Raw genomic sequence first — 21,930 nt, 5'->3', positions numbered from 1 at the left:
ATACAGAAAATCTTTCAGAAAAATGCTATAATAGAAGACATAGTGAATGAAAGTGAAAAAAAGTTTATAGTATGGGTAATTTAACAGGTATAGATGCCAAATTTTTGGCAAGTCTTTTTGAAAATCCATGGCTCATAATAGTACATATCCTTGATATTTTAATTGTGACATGGTTAATTTATAAATTTATAAAATCTTTGGCTGGAACCAAGATTATGTCATTGGTTCAAGGAGTGATTCTCTTTGTTCTGGTTAAGTTTTTTGCTGAATGGATTGGTTTCACTACGATCTCATTTTTGATGAACCAAGTGATTACCTATGGTGTCATTGCAGGAGTTATTATTTTTGAACCAGAAATTAGGTCAGGACTTGAGCGTTTTGGACGAACAACGCAGGTTTTTTTACAACCACAAAAAATGAGTTCAGAAGAAATCTTGATTAATGCATTGGTCAAATCAGTAGCTTATATGAGTCCCAGAAAAATTGGTGCTCTCATTGCTATTGAGCAAACACAAACCTTACAAGAGTATATTTCTACTGGAATTCCATTAGATGCTGATATTTCAAATCAGTTATTGATTAATATTTTCATACCTAACACTCCCTTGCATGATGGGGCCGTTATTATTTCTGAAAATAAAATTGCTGTCTCTTGTGCTTATCTTCCATTATCAGAATCTCAAAATATTTCTAAAGAATTTGGGACAAGGCATAGAGCAGCTATTGGATTATCTGAAAAATCAGATGCCATTACTGTTATTGTTTCAGAAGAAACAGGAGCTGTGTCAGTTGCCTCTAAAAGTCATTTTTTACATGACCTATCAAGTGAGGAGTTTGAAGATTTTCTTAGAAAACAACTTATTTCGGAAAACGATCAAAAGAAAGCATGGTACAAGAGATTTTTGGGAGGTAAAGAAGAATGAAAAAATTTTTTACCAGTAAATTTTGGACCATTTGCGTCTCTCTATTCTTTGCTTTAATTCTATTTATTACTGCAGCATCAACAAATTATTCAAATGCAACGCAATCAACCAGTTCTCTTGAAACTTATACACATACGTTGAGTAATGTTCCAATTGATATTAAGTATAACAGTGATAAATATTTTATTTCGGGTTATTCATACGAAGCTGAAGTTTATCTTTCTTCCACCAACCGTGTAAAATTAGATAAAGAGATCAATCCAGACACAAGAAATTTTAAAGTAGTTGCTGATTTATCAGGTTCAAAGGCAGTTGGCTCAACAAATGCTAAATTAAAAGTTACGAATTTACCTTCAGGAGTAACAGCAACAGTTGTTCCAAGTACTATTTCGGTAACTATTGGTAAGAAGGTAACTAAAACTTTTAATATCCAAGGTAGAGTTGATTCAAGTCAAATTGCTTCAGGTTATCAATTGAAAAAACTATCTACAGAAATTTCTCAAGCTGATGTTACTAGTGATGAATCAACTATCGAAAGAATTGATCACGTTGTCGCTAAGTTGCCTGATGATAAGATTATTAATAAGGATTATTCTGGTCAAGTTACCTTGCAAGCAGTTGCTTCAGATGGAACAATTCTAGCAAGTATTATTGATCCTGCTAAAACTACTTTAGAAGTTTCCGTTAAAAAGATAACAAAATCAGTCCCTATCAGAATTGAAACGAGTGGCCAAATGTCAGATAAAGTTAGTGATCTTGAATATAAAATGAGTCAAGATTCAGTCGTTATTTCTGGAACTCAATCTGCTGTCAATGCCATCAATGAGGTAGTGGCTCACGTTGATATTTCTGATATTACAAAAAATACTTCTAAGACTGTTAATTTGAAAGCTGATAAAGTATCTGTTGATCCTTCATCAGTTACTGTACAGATTAAAACTAAGAAAAATTAAGATAAATTGGAGGAAGCGGAAACGCTAATTAATTATGGGTAAATATTTTGGAACAGATGGTGTTAGAGGTGAAGCTAATGTTGAATTAACACCAGAATTAGTTTTTAAACTAGGACGTTTTGGTGGCTATGTTTTAAGCCAACACGAAACAGGTCAACCTAAAGTTTTTGTTGCAAGAGATACAAGAATTTCTGGACAAATGCTTGAATCTGCTTTAATTGCTGGTCTTTTATCAGTAGGAATTGAAGTCTATAACTTAGGTGTTTTAGCCACTCCGGGTGTTTCTTACCTTGTACGGACAGAACAAGCAAGTGCTGGTGTTATGATTTCTGCCAGTCATAATCCTGCACTTGATAATGGGATTAAGTTTTTTGGTAGTGATGGTTTTAAATTGGCCGATGACCAGGAATTAGAAATTGAAGCACTTTTAGATGCTGAAAATGATGATTTGCCAAGACCAAGTGCAGAAGGTTTAGGAAATTTAGTTGATTATCCTGAAGGTCTTCGTAAATATGAAAAATTCTTAGTTTCGACAGGCTTAGATCTTGAAGGAATGAATATTATTTTAGATTGCGCAAATGGTGCGGCATCAGTTTCTGCTCGTGATATTTTCTTAGATTTGAATGCTAATATTGCTGTTATTGGAGAAAATCCAGATGGTTTAAATATTAATGACGGTGTCGGATCCACTCATCCAGAACAGTTACAAGAGAAGGTTAGAGAAACACAAGCCGAAATTGGTCTAGCTTTTGATGGTGATAGTGACCGTCTAATTGCTGTTGATGAGAATGGTGACATTGTCGATGGTGATAAAATTATGTATATCATAGGTAAATACCTTTCTGAAAACGGACATCTAGCCAAAAATACGATTGTTACAACTGTTATGTCAAATTTAGGTTTTCACAAAGCATTGGAGCGTGAAGGCATTGAAAAATCGGTAACTGCAGTTGGAGACCGATATGTAGTGGAAGAAATGCGAAAATCGGGTTACAATCTTGGTGGAGAACAATCAGGACATGTCATTATCATGGATTACAACACTACTGGTGACGGTCAATTAACAGCTATTCAATTAACAAAAGTAATGAAAGAAACTGGTAAGAGTCTTTCTGAATTAGCTAGCGAAGTGACCATTTACCCTCAAAAATTAGTTAATATTCGTGTTGAAAATACGATGAAAGACAAAGCAATGGAAGTTCCAGCTATAGCACAAATCATTTCTAAAATGGAAGCGGAAATGGAAGGCAATGGAAGAATTCTTGTAAGACCAAGTGGAACAGAGCCATTGTTGAGAGTTATGGCAGAAGCACCAAGTCATGATCAAGTTGACTACTATGTAGATACTATTGCTGAAGTTGTTAAAAATGAAATTGGATTAGATTAGTATCAAAAAAGTGTCGTAATTACGGCACTTTTAATATTACAAATAACAATAAAAAGTAAGTATGAGGTTATTATGGAAAAAACAATTAAAGCAATTGCAAACGAAATGGACAGTCTTGCTTCAACTATTTTTTTGAATATGATTCCCGAATATAAAGAAGGGTATTTGAACTACGTGTTTCAAACTGATAAAGAAGATATTCAAAAAAGACGGATCAAAAATTTAGCAAAAAATTTTAGACGACTTGAGGGGAACCCCTATTTTTATGTCATGCCCATGAGTCAACATTCTGCTTTAGACATTATTGAAAATTGGAAATTTCAAAAGCCATTTAATCTCTACAATGTTGCTGATAACTTAAAATTAGAAGAGCAAATAAAGAATGAAGATCAAAGAGAAGGTAAGTATTTTCAAGTTATCCGGAATGGTGCATTGTTTGGATGGACCTCGTTGGAAAAAAATAAGAATCATGTCAAAGTTAAATTACAAATGAAGACAAGTGAAATGGGTAAAGGTCTAGGAAAAGATTTTATCAAGACAATTGAAGATTTTGTCGTTTCTGAATTTGACGTTCTAGAATTGTTTGTCAGTATTTTCTCTTTTGATGAAAAAGCTATTCATCTTTTTAAAGATTTAGGCTATACCGAAAAATCGACAACAGAGAAAATTATCTCTGGTAAATCTTATCATTTAGTAGAGATGAAAAAAGCAATAGAGTCATAATTTTTTTAAGGTAAAGTGGTATAATAAAAACATGTTTAATCAACCAAGATCTGCCTATGTTCACATTCCCTTTTGCACACAAATATGTTACTATTGTGATTTTTCAAAGGTTTTTATTAAAAATCAACCAGTTGATGCTTATTTAGAAGCTTTAATTAAAGAATTTGATTCCTATCAAATAAAAAGTCTCAATACCCTTTATATCGGGGGTGGAACACCAACAGCAATTACAGCCCCGCAATTAGACTATTTACTTAGAAATTTACAAAAGAATTTAGATTTAAGTCAATTAAAAGAATTTACAATTGAAGCTAATCCTGGTGATTTAAGTCCTGAAAAAATTGAAGTTTTAAAAAACTCAGCTGTCAATCGTGTCTCTTTAGGTGTTCAGACTTTCAATGATAAACATCTCAGACAAATTGGGAGAAGCCATAATGAGGCACAAATTTATGAGTCAATTTCTCAATTGAAAGAAGCAGGATTTGAAAATATCTCGATTGACCTTATTTACGCACTTCCTGGTCAGACAATGAAAGATGTTGAAGAAAATGTTGCCAAAGCGTTATCTCTTGATATTCCACACTTAAGTCTGTACAGTCTTATTCTCGAACATCATACTGTCTTTATGAATAAGATGCGACGTGGAAAACTTAATCTTCCTACAGAAGATTTGGAAACTGAAATGTTTGAATACATCATAAATGAACTTGAGAAAAATGGTTTTGAACACTATGAAATCTCAAATTTTTCAAAACCAGGTAAAGAAAGTCAACATAATTTGATGTATTGGGATAACGTTCCTTATTATGGTTGTGGTGCTGGTGCATCAGGATATTTGGATGGTGTGCGCTATCGCAACAGAGGACCAATTCAACATTATTTAAAAGGGATTAATGAAGATCATAATGCAAGACTACAAGAAGAATTTTTGACTGAGAAAGAAATGATGGAAGAAGAATTTTTCTTAGGTCTTCGAAAAAAATCAGGCGTATCAATACTAGGCTTTGAAGAAAAATTTGGAATTTCCTTTCAAGAGAGATATGGAAAAATTGTGGATGCATTGATTAAAGATAATATGTTACAAATGACAAATCAGCATATTAGAATGACCAAAAAAGGCCTCTTTTTAGGAGATACGGTTGCTGAGAAGTTTATATTAGATTAGAGGAAAAAAATATGGGTTTGAGTTACCAAGAAAATTATATCATTCCATTTGAACTAAGTGATATCAAACATGATGTCAATTTACCACAGCTTATTTCCTATTGTATTTCTATTTCTGGGAAACATTCAACAATGTTAGGCCGTTCTGATCAATATCTTTTTGATCATTACCATTTGGTTTGGATTGTAACAGATTATGAGATAGAAATTAATAGGCTACCTAAATTCAAAGAAGAAGTAACGATAAAAACTGAAGCAATGACTTACAATCGTTTCTTTTGTTACCGTCAATTTGAAATAAGAGACTTAGACAGTGAATTATTAATCTCTATATTGTCCTATTTTGCTCTATTAAATCCTGAATCGAGAAAGTTAGCTCAAATTCCTGATGACTTAGTAGCACCTTATCAATCAGAATTTGTTAAAAAAATCAAAAGAGCACCTAAATTACATGCTCTTAATGGTGATATCATGACAAAAGATTATCATGTCCGCTATTATGATATTGATCATAATGGTCATGTTAATAATAGTAAATATTTAGATTGGATGTTTGATGTTTTGAATTTTGATTTTTTATGTCATCATATTCCAAAATCAATTACTTTAAAATATGTCAAAGAAGTAGCACCAGGTGGAGATGTGACATCACGATGTGTATTTGAAGATAATGTCAGTCATCATGATATTATTTCTAATGGACAAGTCAATGCTCAAGCATTAATTAAGTGGCAAGAAATAGAAAAAAGCGAGGAATAAGGTGACCTATTCAGGATATTTAATTGATTTGGATGGAACTATCTATAAGGGAAAAAATAGAATTCCAGCTGGCGAACGATTTATTGAGAGATTACAAAAAGCGAACATACCATACCTTTTGGTGACAAATAATACAACGAGAACACCTAAAATGGTAAAAGACATGCTTTCTGATCAATTTAATATTGAAACACCGTTAGAAACGATTTATACAGCGACAATGGCAACAGTTGATTACATGAATGATATGAAACGTGGAAAAACAGTTTATGTTATTGGAGAAACAGGTTTAAAATCAGCAATTATGGAAGCAGGTTATGTCGAAGATACGGAATCACCTGCTTACGTCGTTGTTGGACTAGATAGTCAAGTGACTTATGAAATGCTTGCAATCGCGACTCTAGCAATTCAAAAAGGTGCTTTATTTATTGGGACAAATCCAGATTTAAATATCCCAACTGAAAGAGGGTTACTTCCAGGTGCTGGTTCGATCAATGCATTAATAGAAGCAGCTACTAGAGTGAAGCCAGTTTATATCGGAAAACCTAATGCTATCATTATGAATAAATCTTTAGAAATATTAGATGTCAAAAGAGAAAGAGCTGTGATGGTTGGTGATAACTATTTGACAGATATAATGGCAGGAATTCAAAATGATATTGATACTATCTTAGTGACAACTGGTTTTACAAGTCCTGAAGAAGTTCCAAATTTACCTATTAAGCCAAGTCATGTTATTGCTAGCTTAGATGAGTGGCAACTATGATAAAGATTTTTAAAGGTCTAAGTATATGGTTGTGGGGTCTATCTTTAGCTATCTTGCTAACCATTTATTTAGCTTGGCTAATCTATCCTTTTGAAATCAGTTTTCTGAAGTTAGAATCTGTCGTTTACTTGGAAAAAGACACTATTGGGTATAATTTTAACCAATTGATGTCCTATTTGACTAATCCATTTCATCAATACTTGATAATGGCAAATTTTAAGTCTTCAGCAAATGGACTGAAACACTTTAAAGATGTTAAACATCTGTTTCATTTAACACAGGTAGTTTTTCTTATCTTGACCATAATGAATACTTCTTGGTTACTTAAACTAAAAAAACAATTTCTTTTTGATATAAGCTTGAAAGAAATGTGGTATGCAATTTTACTTCCAATTGTTATCGGAATCATAGCACTTGGAGTTGGTTTTGATCAATTTTTTACTATTTTTCATCAATTCCTATTTCCTGGGGATTCCACTTGGTTATTTGATCCTTTAAAAGATCCTGTTATTTGGATATTACCTGAAAGATTCTTTAGTCATTGCTTTATGTTATTTTTCCTTTTTTATGAAATCATTTTTGGATTTTTAGCCTATTTAAAGAAGAAAAATGTTAAGTTTTAGACTAACTTTAAAGGTTTTTTCATTAGAATATTTTTGAATAATGCTATAATGTAAGAAAAAACGAGAGGTTTACTTATGGAACGTACATTTTTTATGATAAAACCTGATGGTGTTAAACGTGGTCTTATTGGGGAAGTGATCCATCGTATAGAAAGACGCGGTTTTACTATTGAGAAATTGGATATGTTAGAAGCTACACCAGAACAGCTCAAAAAACATTATAGTGCTTTAGTGAAAAAATCATTTTTCCCTGAACTTGTTGCTTATATGACAAGTGGACCTGTTGTTATTGGTATTATTAAAGGTAATCGTGTGGTTGATTCATGGAGAACAATGATGGGCGTTACCAATCCTAAAGATGCTTTACCAGGAACTATCCGTGGTGATTTTGGACAAGCACCTGGTGACACTGGTGGTATCTTTAATATTGTTCATGGTTCGGATTCTAGAGAATCTGCCAAAAATGAGATAGAGCTTTGGTTTGGTAAAGAAGAAAGCCAAAAAGATCAAACGGAATCTCAAGAGTAAGCTTGCATTTAGCTGATTTTATCAATGAAAAGATAGGCAAAGGCCTATTTTTTTTGATATAATAAAAACTAAGACAAAAAAGTATAGGAAAAACTAATGAATAGTGCAGAATTGAAAAAACGCCAAGAGAAAATCAGAAATTTCTCCATTATTGCTCATATTGATCACGGAAAATCAACCTTGGCGGACAGAATTTTAGAAAAAACAGAAACTGTTTCAAGTCGTGAAATGCAGGCTCAATTACTTGATTCTATGGATCTTGAGAGAGAACGTGGTATTACAATCAAGCTTAATGCTATCGAACTCAATTATAAAGCAAAAGATGGAGAAACTTATATCTTTCATCTAATTGACACGCCAGGGCATGTTGATTTTACTTATGAGGTATCTCGCTCACTTGCCGCATGTGAAGGTGCTGTTTTAGTTGTGGATGCTGCACAGGGCATAGAAGCTCAAACACTAGCTAATGTTTATTTAGCCTTAGATAATGACTTAGAGATTCTTCCTGTTATCAATAAGATTGATTTACCAGCAGCAGATCCAGAACGTGTTCGAACTGAAGTTGAAGATGTTATCGGTCTAGATGCCTCAGAAGCAGTATTAGCTTCAGCTAAAGCGGGTATCGGAATAGAAGAGATTTTAGAGCAGATTGTTGAAAAAGTACCGGCACCAACTGGTGACATTGATGCTCCATTACAAGCATTGATTTTTGACTCTGTCTATGATGCTTATCGTGGTGTTATTCTTCAAGTTCGTATCGTAAATGGTATGGTCAAACCTGGTGATACGATTCAAATGATGTCAAATGGTAAAACATTTATTGTCACTGAAGTTGGTATTTTTACTCCAAAAGCAATTGGACGTGATTTCTTAGCAACAGGGGATGTCGGTTATATTGCTGCTTCAATCAAGACCGTTGCTGATACTCGTGTTGGTGACACAATCACTCTGGCTGATAATCCTGCTAAAGAAGCACTTGATGGTTATAAGCAGATGAATCCTATGGTTTTTGCTGGCCTATATCCAATTGAATCAAATAAATACAATGATTTAAGAGAAGCTCTTGAAAAATTACAATTAAATGATGCCAGCTTACAGTTTGAACCTGAGACATCACAAGCTTTAGGTTTTGGGTTTAGATGTGGTTTTTTAGGCTTATTACACATGGATGTTATCCAAGAACGTTTGGAGCGTGAATTTAATATTGACTTGATCATGACAGCACCTTCTGTTGTTTATCATGTCAATACAACTGATGGTGAGATGCTAGAAGTCTCAAATCCATCTGAATTTCCAGACCCAACAAGAGTTGATTATATTGAAGAACCATATGTTAAAGCTCAAATAATGGTCCCTCAAGAATTTGTGGGAGCTGTTATGGAATTAGCACAGCGCAAACGTGGTGATTTTGTCACTATGGATTATATAGATGATAATCGTGTCAATGTTATCTATCACATTCCACTCGCTGAAATTGTTTTTGATTTCTTCGATAAATTAAAATCATCAACAAGAGGTTATGCTAGCTTTGATTATGAAATCTCTGAGTATCGTCGTTCCCAATTAGTTAAAATGGATATCCTATTAAATGGCGATAAAGTTGATGCTTTGAGTTTTATTGTACATAAGGAATTTGCCTATGAACGTGGAAAATTAATTGTCGATAAATTGAAAAAAATTATTCCACGTCAGCAATTTGAAGTTCCAATACAAGCAGCAATTGGTCAAAAAATTGTTGCCAGATCTGATATCAAAGCCTTACGCAAAAATGTTTTGGCAAAATGTTATGGTGGTGATGTATCACGTAAGCGTAAGCTACTTGAAAAACAAAAAGCTGGTAAGAAACGAATGAAAGCCATTGGGTCTGTAGAAGTTCCTCAAGAAGCTTTCTTAAGTGTTTTATCAATGGATGAGGAACCTAAAAAATAAAGAGTTTAGCTAATCTAAGCTCTTTTTTTATGCCATTTTCTGTCTTCTGAAAAAGAATTTGGTACAATAAGAAAAAAGAATAAGGAGTAAAAGATGGAATCAAAAGAAGATTTAAAAAAACGTATTGGTGATTTATCTTATCAAGTAACCCAAAATGCGGCAACAGAACCCGCGTTTTCAGGTCAATATGACAATTTCTTTGAAAAAGGCATTTATGTTGATAAAGTGAGTGGAGAAGTATTGTTTTCATCTATTGATAAATTTCAATCAGGATGTGGATGGCCTGCTTTCACAAAACCCATTGACAATCGAATGGTCACAAATCATGATGATAGCTCCTATGGTATGAGACGTGTAGAAGTAAGAAGTCGTCAAGCTGACTCACATTTAGGTCATGTTTTTAATGATGGTCCAAGTGATAAAGGTGGTTTACGTTATTGTATAAATTCTGCGGCTCTAACCTTTGTTCCTTATGAAGAAATGGCAGAAAAAGGGTATCAAGAGTATCTAACATTATTTGATTAAAAGAGGGTAGAGACGAATGCACAATCAAGAAGAGATTATTGCTAAAACGAGTAACTGGGTAAGACAGGAACTGTCAAATGACACTAGTGGACATGATTGGTTTCATATTGAACGAGTTGCTAAATTAGCAAAGGTAATTGCAATTAAGGAAGACGCTGATTTATTTATTTGTGAAATGGCTGCACTTTTGCATGATATGATTGATGATAAATTAGTTAGTGATACTTCACAAGCTCTTCAAGATGTTAAGAATTGGCTAAGCCTTTGTCAGCTTGAAAAAAATCAAGAAGATGCAATAATATCTATAATCACAAGCATTTCTTACAAAGGAGGTCATGGCAATCCGATAACTTCCTTAGAATCAAAAGTTGTGCAAGATGCCGATAGATTAGATGCTATTGGTGCAATAGGTATAGCAAGATGTATGGCATACTCTGGATATAAAGGGAGATTAATTCATGACCCTACAAAACATGCTCGTGAAAATCTGACGTTTGAGGAATATCGTAATGGTCAAGATACTGCCATCATGCATTTTTATGAAAAACTTCTTAAATTAAAAGATTTAATGAACACGGACTATGCCAAGTTATTAGCTAATCGTAGGCATCAATTTATGGAAAGCTATTTAGAAGAATTTTATTTAGAATGGGAAGGAAAAAAATAGAGGTGATACTATTATGATTCGTTTAGCTCAAGAAAAAGATACAAAAGCCATTTTGCAATTATTAAGACAGGTATGTCATGTCCATCACCAAGTTAGACCTGATATCTTTAAAGATTATGCTACTAAGTTTACACATGAAGAATTAAAAGAAATAATTGTCAAACAAGAAGAGCCAATATATGTTTATGTCGATGAAAATGACCAAGTATTAGGGCATCTTTTCTTATTAATAAAAGTATCAGATAGTCCTGTTCGCTATCCAAGTAAGCGCCTCTTTATCGAAGATTTGTGTGTTGATAGCTCAGCAAGAGGACAACGAATTGGACAACAATTGTGTAATTTTGCTAAAAATCTTGCTAGAGAATGGGAATGTAGTTCACTGACTCTTAATGTTTGGAATGATAATACTTCGGCTTATGATTTTTATGATCATTTAGGTTTTAAACCACAGCAAACACAAATGGAATTGCTTCTTCAAGATTAATAAAAGATATGGCAACAATTTTAGATTACCTTAAAGAGAATAAACATAAATCGTTCTCAGAGTTAAGATTTAATGAATTAGATATCGCTTGTTTAAACGAACTAGGCTACATACCTTTTGAGTTACTCAATATTGAAGGGTTAAATGACTCTTTTACAACTACCTTAAAGGCAATTATCTCACAGGATAAGCAATTGGTATTTTCCAATCACTTTCTAGTGACTAAAGAAAGGCAAATTTTATTAGAACAGTTTAGAGATTCAATTAGATTTGAAGATTTGACCTTATCACACTATGTCAGTGAAACAAATCCTGAATATGATAAACAATTTGCTGCAATGGTTTTCAGTATCCCTAGACTATCACATCAACAAATTGTATTTAGAGGAACTGACGATACAATAATTGGTTGGAAAGAAGATTTTCAGCTAACCTATCAAACAGAAATTGCATCACATCGCTCAGCAATAGGATTTGTAAAAACAATTCTCGCGAGTGAGACGAATTCTCATTTTGTATTGAGTGGTCATTCAAAAGGTGGTAATCTTGCTTTATATACTATGACTCGTTTAAGTAAATCAGAGCAAAACCAAATTTCATCACTTTATTTATATGATTCACCAGGGATAAGTGAAACAGCAATTCATAGCGAAGCTTATCTCCGAATAAGGCATAAAATATACCGTTATATACCACAAGAGTCTATTGTGGGTGTCATGCTCTATCATGATGTGACACCAAAGATTGTTGCTTCTTTATCATCGGGAATTATGCAACATGCCATGACCAATTGGTTAGTGACGACAAATGCTTATTTTTCAAAAGCTAGTCAATTATCTTCACTTAGTTTGAATTTAGAGTACACATTTAGTGAGTGGATAAAGGTATTATCAAAACAAGAATTAAAATTGATTGTTGATACTTTTTTGATGTTCTAGAAAAAGGTGGTCTTACCTCTTTAAATGGTTTTTATGTCGATGAGGATTCCTATTTAAAATTAGTGAGAATTATCTATTCTTTTAACCACATTGAACCTGTCAAAAAAGCTATTATGAAAGATTGTCTTCAACAGTTACTGTTTGCTTTTACAGGACGTCGTTTACAAGGTTTAAAAGAAAAATTATTTCAAAGTCGTCGAAAACTAACAAAGTAATGTTAGTTTTTACTTTTTTCTTGACTTATAGTTAACTTTAAGTGTTAAGATAAAGCTAGTATTAATGAAAGAAGGAAATAATCATGACAGATATCAAAACTTTAAATGACAGTCATAAAATACCAACTTTAGGTTTGGGAACATGGATGATTGATAATGATAAGGTAGTTCAAGTTGTCAAAGATGCTATCGAATTGGGGTATCGTCATATTGATACGGCACAAGCTTATGGCAATGAAAAAGGTGTTGGTAAGGGTATCAAAGAATCTGGTATTGCGCGTGAGTCATTATTTGTTACGACAAAAATTGCTGCTGAACATAAAGATTACGAAAGTGCTGCAAAATCAATTGATCAATCTTTAGAAGACTTAGGACTTGAATACCTTGACTTAATGATTATTCATAGTCCACAACCATGGAATGAATGGCGTGAAACAGATAAAAATTTTGATCAAGGAAATCTAGAAGCTTGGAAAGCTTTAGAAGATGCACAAAAAGCTGGAAAGGTCAAATCGATTGGCGTTTCAAACTTTTTTGAAAAAGACTTAGATAATATTTTGAAAAATGGTCATGTTAAGCCTGCTGTTAATCAGATTTTAGCTCATATCGGAAACACACCTTTTGACTTAATTGACTACTGCCAAAGTAAGGATATCCAAGTTGAAGCTTATTCACCAATTGCACATGGACAAGCATTGAAATCAGATGGTATCCAAAAGATGGCTGAAAAATATGGATTCAGTGTTGCCCAGTTATGCATTCAATATTTGCTCCAATTAGATTTGATTGTTTTACCAAAAGCTTCTAGTAAAGAACATTTAAATTCTAATTTAGAATTTGATTTTGTTATTAGTGATGAAGACATGTCAACACTAAAATCACTTGTATTCGAAGATTATGGTGAATTTTCTAATCTTCCAGTTTTTAGTGGAAAATAATAAGCATTTTGCCTAAATTTTAGTAAGTGTTTAATTTTCAAAAATTTTAAGTTTTTTCTTGACTTGAAGTGAACTCTAAGAGTTATAATAAAGTTATAGAAAAGAGGTATGGTTATGAAAGTTGCTACATTTATTGAACCAGGAAAAATGGTTATAACTGATGCACCGATGCCAGTTATTGAGCAAGAAACAGATGCTATTATCAAGATAGTTAGAGCTTGTGTCTGTGGTTCAGATTTATGGTGGTATCGTGGTATTTCAAAGCGTGAAAGTGGTTCTTTCGCGGGTCATGAAGCTATTGGTATTGTAGAAGAAGTTGGTTCTAAGGTAACTGAAGTTTCAAAAGGTGACTTTGTTATTGTTCCTTTTACACATGGTTGCGGACAATGCCCATCTTGTAAGGCTGGGTTTGATGGTAATTGTACAAAAATCATCAAGCTGCGAAAAATGTAGGCTATCAAGGTCAATACCTTCGCTGTACTAATGCCAATTGGGCTTTAGTCAAAATTCCTGGTCAACCTTCTGAATATGATGATGAGACACTAAACTCTCTACTCACATTATCAGATGTAATGGCGACAGGTTACCACGCTGCTTCAACAGCAGAAGTTAAAGAGGGTGATGCTGTAGTTGTCATGGGTGATGGAGCAGTTGGTCTTTGTGGCGTTATTGCAGCTAAAATGTTAGGTGCTAAGCGTATTATTGCTATGAGTCGTCATAAGGATAGACAAGAATTAGCTTTAACTTTTGGTGCAACAGATATTGTAGAAGAACGTGGAGATGAAGCTGTAAAACGTGTTTTAGATTTAACCAATCAAGCAGGAGCAGACGCTATTTTAGAATGTGTTGGTACTGAGCAGTCTGTTGAAACTGCTGTTCAAATTGCTAGACCTGGTGCAGTTGTTGGACGTGTTTGGATACCTCAAAATCCAGAAATGAATACTAATAATTTATTCTGGAAAAATATTGGTCTTCGCGGAGGCGTTGCATCAGTTACAACTTTTGATAAAACGGTTCTCTTAGAAGCTGTATTAAATCATGAGATTAATCCAGGTCTTGTTTTTACTAAGTCTTTTGCCTTAGATGATATTCAAAAGGCATATGAAGCAATGGATAAACGTGAAGCGATAAAATCTTTAGTTATCGTTGAATCATAATAGAGGTTATTATGCATATCAAAGAAGTTAGTGAGAAGACTGGCATTACAGCCGATACCATAAGGTATTATGAAAGAATCCATCTCATCCCCCCTGTTCATCGTAATGAGTCTGGTATTCGAGACTTTACACAAAATGATATTGATATATTAGAATTTGTTCGTTATTTTAAAAAAGCAGGTGTTTCTGTTGAGAGTCTGATTGATTATATTCATCTGGTTGAAAAGGGTGATGCTACGATTACAGCCAGATTAGATATCTTAAAGGAGGAACGAGATAGTCTTGAAGAAAGAGTTCAAGGACTTCAAGAAGCATTTGATCGACTCAATCATAAAATAGAAAACTATCAAAATAAAGTTGTTCCTAGAGAGCAAGAACTTTTTGATCCTTCAAAGAAATGAGGTATTAATATGCAAGAAACAAGAACATCAATTTTTCCCAAAGGTGACAAAAATCCATATGGCGAATTCTTTATTGGCCAATCTTATCTAGCAGCCTTAGCAAAATCTCCAGACGGTAATGTTTCAGTTGGTAATGTTACCTTTGAACCAGGTTGTCGTAACAATTGGCATGTTCATTTAGATGGTTATCAAATCTTACTTGTCACAGAAGGATCAGGCTGGTACCAAGAAGAAGGTAAAGAAGCAGTTTCTTTAGAGCCTGGTGACGTGATTGTAACTGATAAAGGAATCAAACATTGGCATGGTGCTAAGAAAGATTCAGAGTTTGTTCATATTGCAATCACAGCAGGCAAAAGTGAATTTTACGAAGCCGTTAGTGATGAAGAATACTCAAAACTAGGTTAAATTTAACTAAGGAGGAATTCATTATGAAAGAAAAACAAACAGCTGGACGTCGTCAATTAGAAGAATTTGCACCAGAATTTGCTAAATATAATGATGATGTTTTATTTGGTGAAGTTTAGGCAAAAGAAGATAATTTGACTGATAAAACACGTTCTATTGTTACCATTTCTTCTTTAATTAGTGGTGGGAATCTAGAACAACTAGATCATCATCTTCAATTTGCTAAACAAAATGGTGTCACAAAAGAGGAAGTTGCTGATATTATTACCCATTTAGCTTTCTATGTGGGTTGGCCAAAAGCTTGGTCAGCATTTAATAAAGCAAAAGATATTTGGAAATAAAAAAAGACCTCAAATTGAGGTCTTTTTTTCTAGTTTTACAAGACTTTTGAAAAGGGCTATAATATTAGTATTGCAAAGGAGATTTTATGTTAAAAAAAGTTCATGGTATCCTCATCTGTTTGATCATTTCTTTACCAGCATGGTTTTTAGGAAAAAGTTTACCATTAATTGGTGCACCAGTATTTGCTATTTTTATTGGAATGTTAATAGCCTATTTTTACCAAGATAGACAAAAAGGGCAAGCAGGTATTGCATTTACATCTAAATACATCTTGCAGACAGCAGTAGTCTTGCTGGGTTTTGGTCTCAATTTGAGTCAAGTTTTTAAGGTTGGTTTAGAATCACTACCAGTTATCATTTCAACCATAACCATCTCATTAGTTATTGCCTACTTTTTACATAAATGGTTAACAATTGATGTTAATACCACAACATTAGTAGGTGTTGGTTCTTCTATTTGTGGTGGGTCAGCTATTGCAGCAACAGCTCCAGTCATAAATGCCAAAGATGAAGAAGTCGCAAAAGCTATTTCAGTTATTTTTCTTTTTAATATCATAGCTGCTTTATTCTTTCCGACTCTGGGTCAACTATTAGGTCTGACTAATCACGGATTTGCAATTTTTGCTGGAACGGCAGTCAATGATACTTCTTCAGTGACTGCAACTGCAGCTTCATGGGATGCCATTCATCATTCTAATACTTTAAATGGTGCGACTATTGTCAAATTAACAAGGACTTTGGCCATAATTCCAATAACCTTATTTTTATCTTATAAGCAAACCAAAAGTAAACAAGATGGTAGTCATCAATTTTCAATTAAAAAAGCATTTCCACAATTTATTTTCTATTTTTTAGTAGCATCTATTGTGACAACACTAGTTTCTGCTTTTGGCATACACCCAGGCATATTTGACCAATTAAAAGAACTCTCTAAATTTTTTATTGTGATGGCAATGGCAGCAATTGGTCTCAATACAAATTTTGTTAGATTAATCAAAACTGGTGGACAAGCCATATTAGTTGGTGCAAGTTGCTGGGCTGGTATTACACTAATGAGTTTATTGATTCAAAAATGTTTAGGAATTTGGTAACAATAGGAGCAATTTATGATTAGAGAAGTTAGAGTAGAAGATGCTTCAAGCATTCAGATTATTAGTGATAAGTCCTTAGGCTATCCTGTTTCTATTGAATTGATAGAAAATCAAATAAGACATTTAAAAGATGATAAATCACATATCATACGTGTTTATGTCGACGATGATACAAATGATGTTCTAGCTTATGTGGAAGCAGAAATCTACCAAGCTCTATACAGTGAAAAAGGGTTAAATATCCTAGGCTTAGCTGTCTTAGAAGAAGCTCAAGGCAAAGGTATTGGAAAAAAACTCATGGCTGAACTTGAAAGAATTGCAAAGGAATCTTCCTTTGCTTACATTAGGCTGAATTCAGCATCTCATCGAAAACAAGCTCATGCTTTCTATGAGTCAATTGGTTACAAATCTGATAAAATACAAAAACGTTTTATCAAGATAATGAATACCTAAGCATTATAACAAAGAAAGATACTTTATGACACAAGAAATAGATATTGAGCATTATCATCAACTAGCTCTTCAAAAACAAAAAGAACACCGTAAATTTTTAGCAAGTTTAAAGAAAAAAGCACCTAAACAATTGGATAAGATAGTTCAAGAAATTCATCATGACGTTTTTCAAGAAATTGATTGTACCAAATGCGCTAATTGTTGTAGAACTCTTGGACCAGATTTTACAGAAGCAGACATCACGAGAATAGCCAAACAATTTCATATGAAATTACCTGCATTTGAAGAGATGTATCTAAAAACGGATGAAGATGGTGATAAAGTTTTTAAAGCGATGCCTTGTCCTTTTTTGGGAGAAGATAACCTCTGTTCTATATATGATATCAGACCTAAAGCCTGTCGTGCTTTTCCACATACTGATCGTAAAAAAATTTACCAGATTAACCATCTGACAATTAAAAATACTTTATTTTGTCCAGCATCATATTTATTTGTTGAAAAATTACAAAAGAAGCTTGAAAGTTAAATGAACAGTCATCTATTGGGCTGTTCATTTTTCTTGTTCTTTTAATATGATTAGTGTAAAATGATAAAATGTAGAAAAGGAGATGATATGAAATCTAATACACTCAGAAAAGTTTCTTTACTTAGTGTGTCTTTATTCTTGATGTCGCATTTGGCTATAGCGCCAAGTATCCCAAAACTTTATGATTTTTATAATCAACAAGCAACTATTAGTTTGGCACAAATTGAAACCTTAGTTACCATACCTGCACTATTCATAACTATCTTCATTTTGATAAGTAATCTTTTTGTTTCTTCATTGGGTAAGAAAAAAAACCATTTTATTAGGATTAAGTCTTATTGGTTTCTCTGGTTTATTACCAATGATAAGCACAGCTTATACTGTGGTTTTTATAAGTAGTATTTTAGTCGGTATTGGTATTGGCCTTTTTAATGCTTTATCAATTAGTATGATAAGTGATTTTTATGAAAATCAAGAAAGAGCCAATTTAATAGGATTTCGAACAGCAACTCTTAATATAGGTAAGGCTCTTACGACGCTTTTATCAGGATTTTTAGCCAGTTATTCTATAAAATTTATTTTTTTGGTTTATTTGCTAGCACTTCCAATATTGTTTCTATTTAAAACAACTATCCCTGAACTAAAAACACAACACGAAAAACCAAAATGCTCCTATCATTTGTCTAGGGATGTCATTATTTTGAGTTTTATTACGTTTCTAGTTGGTATTTCTTATATTGGTGTTACGATCAAGCTGCCGACTTTATTAACGCAAAAATATCACTTGGATGCTCAAGTAGCCACTAAATTACTTACACTCTTAGCATTTAGTGGTATTTTCTCGGGAATTTTGTTTGGTTATTTGATGAAACAGTTCAAAAATTGGACTTTAATTGTGATGATTGCATTGATGATTTTAGGAAGTTTCTTAATGACTTTACCTTATCATGTATTGTTATTTTTACTTGCTGCAATACTAGTAGGAATAAGTTTTGTGGGAATCATGTCGGCTTGCTTTTGGTTAATCTCACAAAAAGTAAACCAAGAAGCTATTAATTTTGCAACCAGTATTCTATTAACTGCAGGAAATATTGGTGTTATTTTGACACCTTTAATCTTAACAAAATTATTAGTTAGCTTACAGAGTGAATTATTGATAACCCCCTTTTATGTCACAACATTATTAATGATTGTCTGTCTATTAATAAGCTATTATTATTTAAATATCTCCTACAATATAAATTGGGACCTTTTGGACTAATTTTTGGTAAATTTCTGAAGGTAATTGCTGGTCTGTGATGATTGCATCAATATTACTCCATTTAGCATATTCATGTAAACCTTTTTCTTGAAACTTTGAGCTATCAGCTAAAAGATAAACTAAATCACTTTGCTCCATTATGGTTTGTTTAATGGTTAACTCCTGATATGAATGTGAGGTTGGACCATTTGCATCAAGTATACCAGTTGTTCCTAAAAGACAGACATCAACATGTATGGATTTTAAAATTTGCTGTGTCCAATGTCCAATCATTGCCATATTTTTTTCCCTTTTTCGACCACCAGTCAAAAAAACTTGATGTAAATCACCATTAAGATGATTTGTGATGTCTAGTGATGTGGTAAAGATATCCATAGATGGCATAGTGTTTAAATACTTACAAGTAGCTAGAGTAGTGGTTCCATTATCTAAAATGAGGCTGTGATTACCTTCTATCATTTGCATAGCATAACGAGCAATTGACTGTTTTTCTTCTAAATGTTCATTTCTAAAATTTAGTGTTTTTTCAACATGCCACTGTGCAAGAGATGCACCCCTTTTTGAACTCTTGAATCTCTCCCTAGAAAGGAAATCTTCCAAAATGTCATACAAATTTCTATTATTCGACCTCGATCACACACTTCTTGATTTTGAATTAGCAGAAGAATTAGCTTTAACGTAACGGAGTTACTTATTGAACAAAAAGTGTCTGATATTGAAGGCTATAAAGCCTACTACAAGCCTATGAATCAGCAAATGTGGCGTGATTTAGAATTAAAAAAAATTAGTAAGCAAGAATTGGTCAATACACGTTTTGCAAAATTATTTGATCATTTTGGCATTGAAGTAGATGGTCAATACATGGCAGGACGCTATCAAGAACATCTTAAGCATCAAGGACAAGTTTACCCAGGCGTCGTTGATTTATTAGACCATTTTAAAAATCAAGGGTTTAGGCTGTTTGCTGCTAAAAATGGGATCACTGAAATCCAAAATGGACGACTTGAGGCTTCTCCAATCAAACCTTACTTTGAAAAAGTCTTTATTTCTGAACAATCAGGAAGTCAAAAACCCGATAAAGCTTTTTATGACTGGATTGGTCAACAGATAGAAGACTACTCATTAGAAGAAACGTTAATGATTGGAGATAGTTTAACGGCTGATATTGCTGGAGGAAATAATGCAGGAATTGATACAGCTTGGTATAATCCGACATTAAAAGAGAACAAAACAAATGCAAAACCAACTTATCTTTTTTCTACTTTTGAAGAATTAATTGAAATTGTCGAACGCTAATTTAACAATTGTTAAATTAGTTTTTTTGTAGTGATTTTTTGTAATCGGTTTCTAAAGGTGGTAAACTATAATTACAAGATAAAGGAGGCTTAATATGGCTTATAAAACAATTTACCCTTATACGAATGAAGTCTTACACGAATTTGAAAATACTTCAGATGAAACATTAGAAACAGTATTAGAAGCTAGCCACCAACTCTATAAAAAATGGCGTCAAGAAGACCACTTAGCAGAACGTCAAGAACAACTTCATCAAGTAGCTAGTCTACTTAGACGAGACCGTGACAAATATGCAGAGCTGATGACAAAAGACATGGGAAAACTCTTCACAGAAGCCCAAGGCGAAGTTGATTTATGTGCAGACATCGCAGATTATTATGCTGATAATGCTGAAAAATTCCTAAAATCAGTTCCACTAGAAACGGATAGTGGACAAGCCTATTATTTGAAACAATCAACTGGTGTTATCTTAGCTGTTGAGCCATGGAATTTCCCTTATTACCAAATCATGCGTGTCTTTGCGCCAAACTTTATTGTTGGTAATCCAATGGTCTTGAAACACGCTTCTATTTGTCCAGCATCAGCACAAGCTTTTGAAGAATTAGTTTTAGAAGCAGGCGCTGAAAAAGGAGCATTCACTAATTTGTTTGTTTCTTATGATCAAGTATCAACTGTTATTGCTGACAAACGTGTTGCTGGCGTTTGTTTGACTGGTTCTGAACGTGGTGGCGCAAGCATCGCTCAAGAAGCCGGAAAACAATTGAAAAAAACGACACTTGAATTAGGTGGTAATGATGCTTTCATCATTTTGGATGATGCTGATTGGGACAAATTAGAATCTGTATTATTCTACGCAAGATTATACAATGCTGGTCAAGTTTGTACTTCTTCAAAACGATTTATAGTACTTGAAAAAGATTATGACCGTTTCTTAGAATTGATTACCAAAATTTTTAAGACAGCTAAATGGGGTGACCCTATGGATCCAGAAACAACCTTAGCACCTTTATCATCAGCACAAGCTAAACAAGATATTTTAGATCAAATTCAACTTGCTTTGGATAATGGTGCAAGATTAGTTTATGGTAATGAAACGATTGATCATCCAGGTAATTTTGTCATGCCAACAATTTTAACAGACATTAAAGAAGACAATCCTATTTTCCATCAAGAGATTTTTGGACCTGTCGCTTCTGTTTACAAAGTAGCCTCTGAAGAAGAAGCAATTGCACTTGCTAACAATTCTAACTATGGTTTAGGTGGTACTGTTTTTAGTAGTAATCCAGAACATGCTGAAGCTGTATCTGCTAAAGTTGAAACAGGAATGAGCTTTATCAATTCAGGTTGGGCAAGTCTTCCAGAATTACCATTTGGAGGTATCAAAAATTCTGGTTATGGACGTGAATTAAGTGAACTTGGTTTCACAGCATTTGTGAATGAACATCTTGTATACACTCCAAAATAGACAATGACCATG

Annotated in this window: 24 protein-coding genes and 3 pseudogenes; 26 read left to right on the top strand and 1 reads right to left on the bottom strand. The window is 33.4% G+C overall.

Annotation, left to right across the window (positions count from 1 at the left end):
* The first annotated feature begins 71 nt into the window (after positions 1-71).
* The 24 genes and pseudogenes from cdaA to STRUR_RS06455 all read left to right on the top strand — a co-directional run bounded on the left by cdaA (position 72) and on the right by STRUR_RS06455 (position 19,157).
* The gene (gene cdaA / locus STRUR_RS06570; RefSeq protein WP_006739205.1) at positions 72-923 is read left to right on the top strand and encodes a diadenylate cyclase CdaA; all 852 of its coding nucleotides are present in this window, start codon (positions 72-74) and stop codon (positions 921-923) included.
* Positions 920-1,876, top strand: coding sequence for a CdaR family protein (locus STRUR_RS06565; protein WP_006738871.1), 957 nt, complete (start codon positions 920-922; stop codon positions 1,874-1,876). The genes cdaA and STRUR_RS06565 overlap by 4 nt, the downstream gene beginning before the upstream one ends.
* Positions 1,877-1,910: 34 nt before the next feature.
* Positions 1,911-3,263, top strand: coding sequence for a phosphoglucosamine mutase (glmM, locus tag STRUR_RS06560; RefSeq protein WP_006738537.1), 1,353 nt, complete (start codon positions 1,911-1,913; stop codon positions 3,261-3,263).
* Positions 3,264-3,335: 72 nt separating this feature from the next.
* Complete coding sequence (locus STRUR_RS06555) at positions 3,336-3,986, top strand: GNAT family N-acetyltransferase (RefSeq protein ID WP_006739181.1); 651 nt, start codon at positions 3,336-3,338, stop codon at positions 3,984-3,986.
* 31 nt (positions 3,987-4,017) lie between these two features.
* Positions 4,018-5,151 (top strand): radical SAM family heme chaperone HemW, encoded by a 1,134-nt coding sequence (hemW, locus tag STRUR_RS06550; RefSeq protein WP_006739414.1) that lies wholly within the window; start codon positions 4,018-4,020, stop codon positions 5,149-5,151.
* 11 nt (positions 5,152-5,162) lie between these two features.
* Positions 5,163-5,909, top strand: coding sequence for an acyl-ACP thioesterase domain-containing protein (locus STRUR_RS06545; protein ID WP_006740114.1), 747 nt, complete (start codon positions 5,163-5,165; stop codon positions 5,907-5,909).
* Position 5,910: 1 nt separating this feature from the next.
* Positions 5,911-6,675, top strand: coding sequence for a TIGR01457 family HAD-type hydrolase (locus STRUR_RS06540; RefSeq protein ID WP_006739989.1), 765 nt, complete (start codon positions 5,911-5,913; stop codon positions 6,673-6,675).
* On the top strand, positions 6,672-7,298 hold the full coding sequence (locus STRUR_RS06535; RefSeq protein ID WP_006739236.1) for a TIGR01906 family membrane protein: 627 nt from the start codon (positions 6,672-6,674) through the stop codon (positions 7,296-7,298). The genes STRUR_RS06540 and STRUR_RS06535 overlap by 4 nt, the downstream gene beginning before the upstream one ends.
* A gap of 75 nt (positions 7,299-7,373) precedes the next feature.
* A complete protein-coding gene (gene ndk / locus STRUR_RS06530) occupies positions 7,374-7,826 on the top strand; it encodes a nucleoside-diphosphate kinase (RefSeq protein ID WP_006738940.1) in 453 nt (150 codons plus the stop codon).
* Between the two features lie 96 nt (positions 7,827-7,922).
* Entirely contained in the window at positions 7,923-9,755 is a 1,833-nt protein-coding gene (gene lepA, locus STRUR_RS06525) for a translation elongation factor 4 (RefSeq protein WP_006740442.1), read from the top strand.
* A gap of 93 nt (positions 9,756-9,848) precedes the next feature.
* Positions 9,849-10,280: a peptide-methionine (R)-S-oxide reductase MsrB gene (gene msrB, locus STRUR_RS06520; protein ID WP_006739729.1), complete on the top strand. Its 432-nt coding sequence runs from the start codon at positions 9,849-9,851 to the stop codon at positions 10,278-10,280.
* 16 nt (positions 10,281-10,296) lie between these two features.
* Complete coding sequence (locus STRUR_RS06515; RefSeq protein ID WP_006738935.1) at positions 10,297-10,947, top strand: HD domain-containing protein; 651 nt, start codon at positions 10,297-10,299, stop codon at positions 10,945-10,947.
* 13 nt (positions 10,948-10,960) lie between these two features.
* On the top strand, positions 10,961-11,431 hold the full coding sequence (locus STRUR_RS06510; protein WP_006738759.1) for a GNAT family N-acetyltransferase: 471 nt from the start codon (positions 10,961-10,963) through the stop codon (positions 11,429-11,431).
* Positions 11,432-11,439: 8 nt separating this feature from the next.
* Positions 11,440-12,369 (top strand): Mbeg1-like protein, encoded by a 930-nt coding sequence (locus STRUR_RS06505; protein ID WP_006739902.1) that lies wholly within the window; start codon positions 11,440-11,442, stop codon positions 12,367-12,369.
* A gap of 62 nt (positions 12,370-12,431) precedes the next feature.
* On the top strand, positions 12,432-12,584 hold the full coding sequence (locus STRUR_RS11500) for a hypothetical protein (RefSeq protein ID WP_006740197.1): 153 nt from the start codon (positions 12,432-12,434) through the stop codon (positions 12,582-12,584).
* Between the two features lie 83 nt (positions 12,585-12,667).
* The gene (locus tag STRUR_RS06500) at positions 12,668-13,522 is read left to right on the top strand and encodes an aldo/keto reductase (protein WP_006738891.1); all 855 of its coding nucleotides are present in this window, start codon (positions 12,668-12,670) and stop codon (positions 13,520-13,522) included.
* Positions 13,523-13,636: 114 nt separating this feature from the next.
* Positions 13,637-14,679, top strand: a pseudogene (locus STRUR_RS06490) (zinc-dependent alcohol dehydrogenase family protein).
* A gap of 11 nt (positions 14,680-14,690) precedes the next feature.
* Positions 14,691-15,080, top strand: coding sequence for a stress response transcriptional regulator NmlR (gene nmlR / locus STRUR_RS06485; protein WP_006739909.1), 390 nt, complete (start codon positions 14,691-14,693; stop codon positions 15,078-15,080).
* Positions 15,081-15,089: 9 nt separating this feature from the next.
* Positions 15,090-15,485 (top strand): cupin domain-containing protein, encoded by a 396-nt coding sequence (locus STRUR_RS06480; RefSeq protein ID WP_006738991.1) that lies wholly within the window; start codon positions 15,090-15,092, stop codon positions 15,483-15,485.
* 23 nt (positions 15,486-15,508) lie between these two features.
* Positions 15,509-15,826 (top strand): annotated as a pseudogene (locus tag STRUR_RS06475) (carboxymuconolactone decarboxylase family protein).
* Positions 15,827-15,912: 86 nt separating this feature from the next.
* A complete protein-coding gene (locus STRUR_RS06470) occupies positions 15,913-16,917 on the top strand; it encodes a YeiH family protein (RefSeq protein WP_006740212.1) in 1,005 nt (334 codons plus the stop codon).
* Between the two features lie 15 nt (positions 16,918-16,932).
* Complete coding sequence (locus STRUR_RS06465; protein ID WP_006739706.1) at positions 16,933-17,370, top strand: GNAT family N-acetyltransferase; 438 nt, start codon at positions 16,933-16,935, stop codon at positions 17,368-17,370.
* 25 nt (positions 17,371-17,395) lie between these two features.
* Positions 17,396-17,896, top strand: a complete 501-nt coding sequence (locus STRUR_RS06460; RefSeq protein ID WP_006740333.1) for a YkgJ family cysteine cluster protein — start codon at positions 17,396-17,398, stop codon at positions 17,894-17,896.
* A 286-nt stretch (positions 17,897-18,182) separates the two neighbouring features.
* Positions 18,183-19,157, top strand: coding sequence for an MFS transporter (locus tag STRUR_RS06455; protein ID WP_006739002.1), 975 nt, complete (start codon positions 18,183-18,185; stop codon positions 19,155-19,157).
* Here STRUR_RS06455 and STRUR_RS06450 read toward each other — a convergent pair.
* Positions 19,116-19,757 carry a DeoR/GlpR family DNA-binding transcription regulator gene (locus tag STRUR_RS06450; protein ID WP_231288867.1) on the bottom strand — a complete coding sequence of 214 codons (642 nt, stop codon included), beginning with the start codon at positions 19,755-19,757 and terminating at the stop codon, positions 19,116-19,118. The genes STRUR_RS06455 and STRUR_RS06450 overlap by 42 nt on opposite strands.
* 1 nt (position 19,758) lies before the next feature.
* Here STRUR_RS06450 and pynA point away from each other — a divergent pair.
* Positions 19,759-20,453 (top strand): annotated as a pseudogene (pynA, locus tag STRUR_RS06445) (pyrimidine 5'-nucleotidase PynA).
* A 94-nt stretch (positions 20,454-20,547) separates the two neighbouring features.
* The gene (locus tag STRUR_RS06440; protein WP_006740229.1) at positions 20,548-21,918 is read left to right on the top strand and encodes an NAD-dependent succinate-semialdehyde dehydrogenase; all 1,371 of its coding nucleotides are present in this window, start codon (positions 20,548-20,550) and stop codon (positions 21,916-21,918) included.
* Positions 21,919-21,930 lie beyond the last annotated feature (12 nt).

The sequence above is a fragment of the Streptococcus urinalis 2285-97 genome (assembly GCF_000188055.2).
GTDB lineage: Bacteria > Bacillota > Bacilli > Lactobacillales > Streptococcaceae > Streptococcus > Streptococcus urinalis.
The sequence above is the reverse complement of the archived record's forward strand: the minus strand, read 5'-3'. Positions and strand labels throughout refer to the sequence as shown.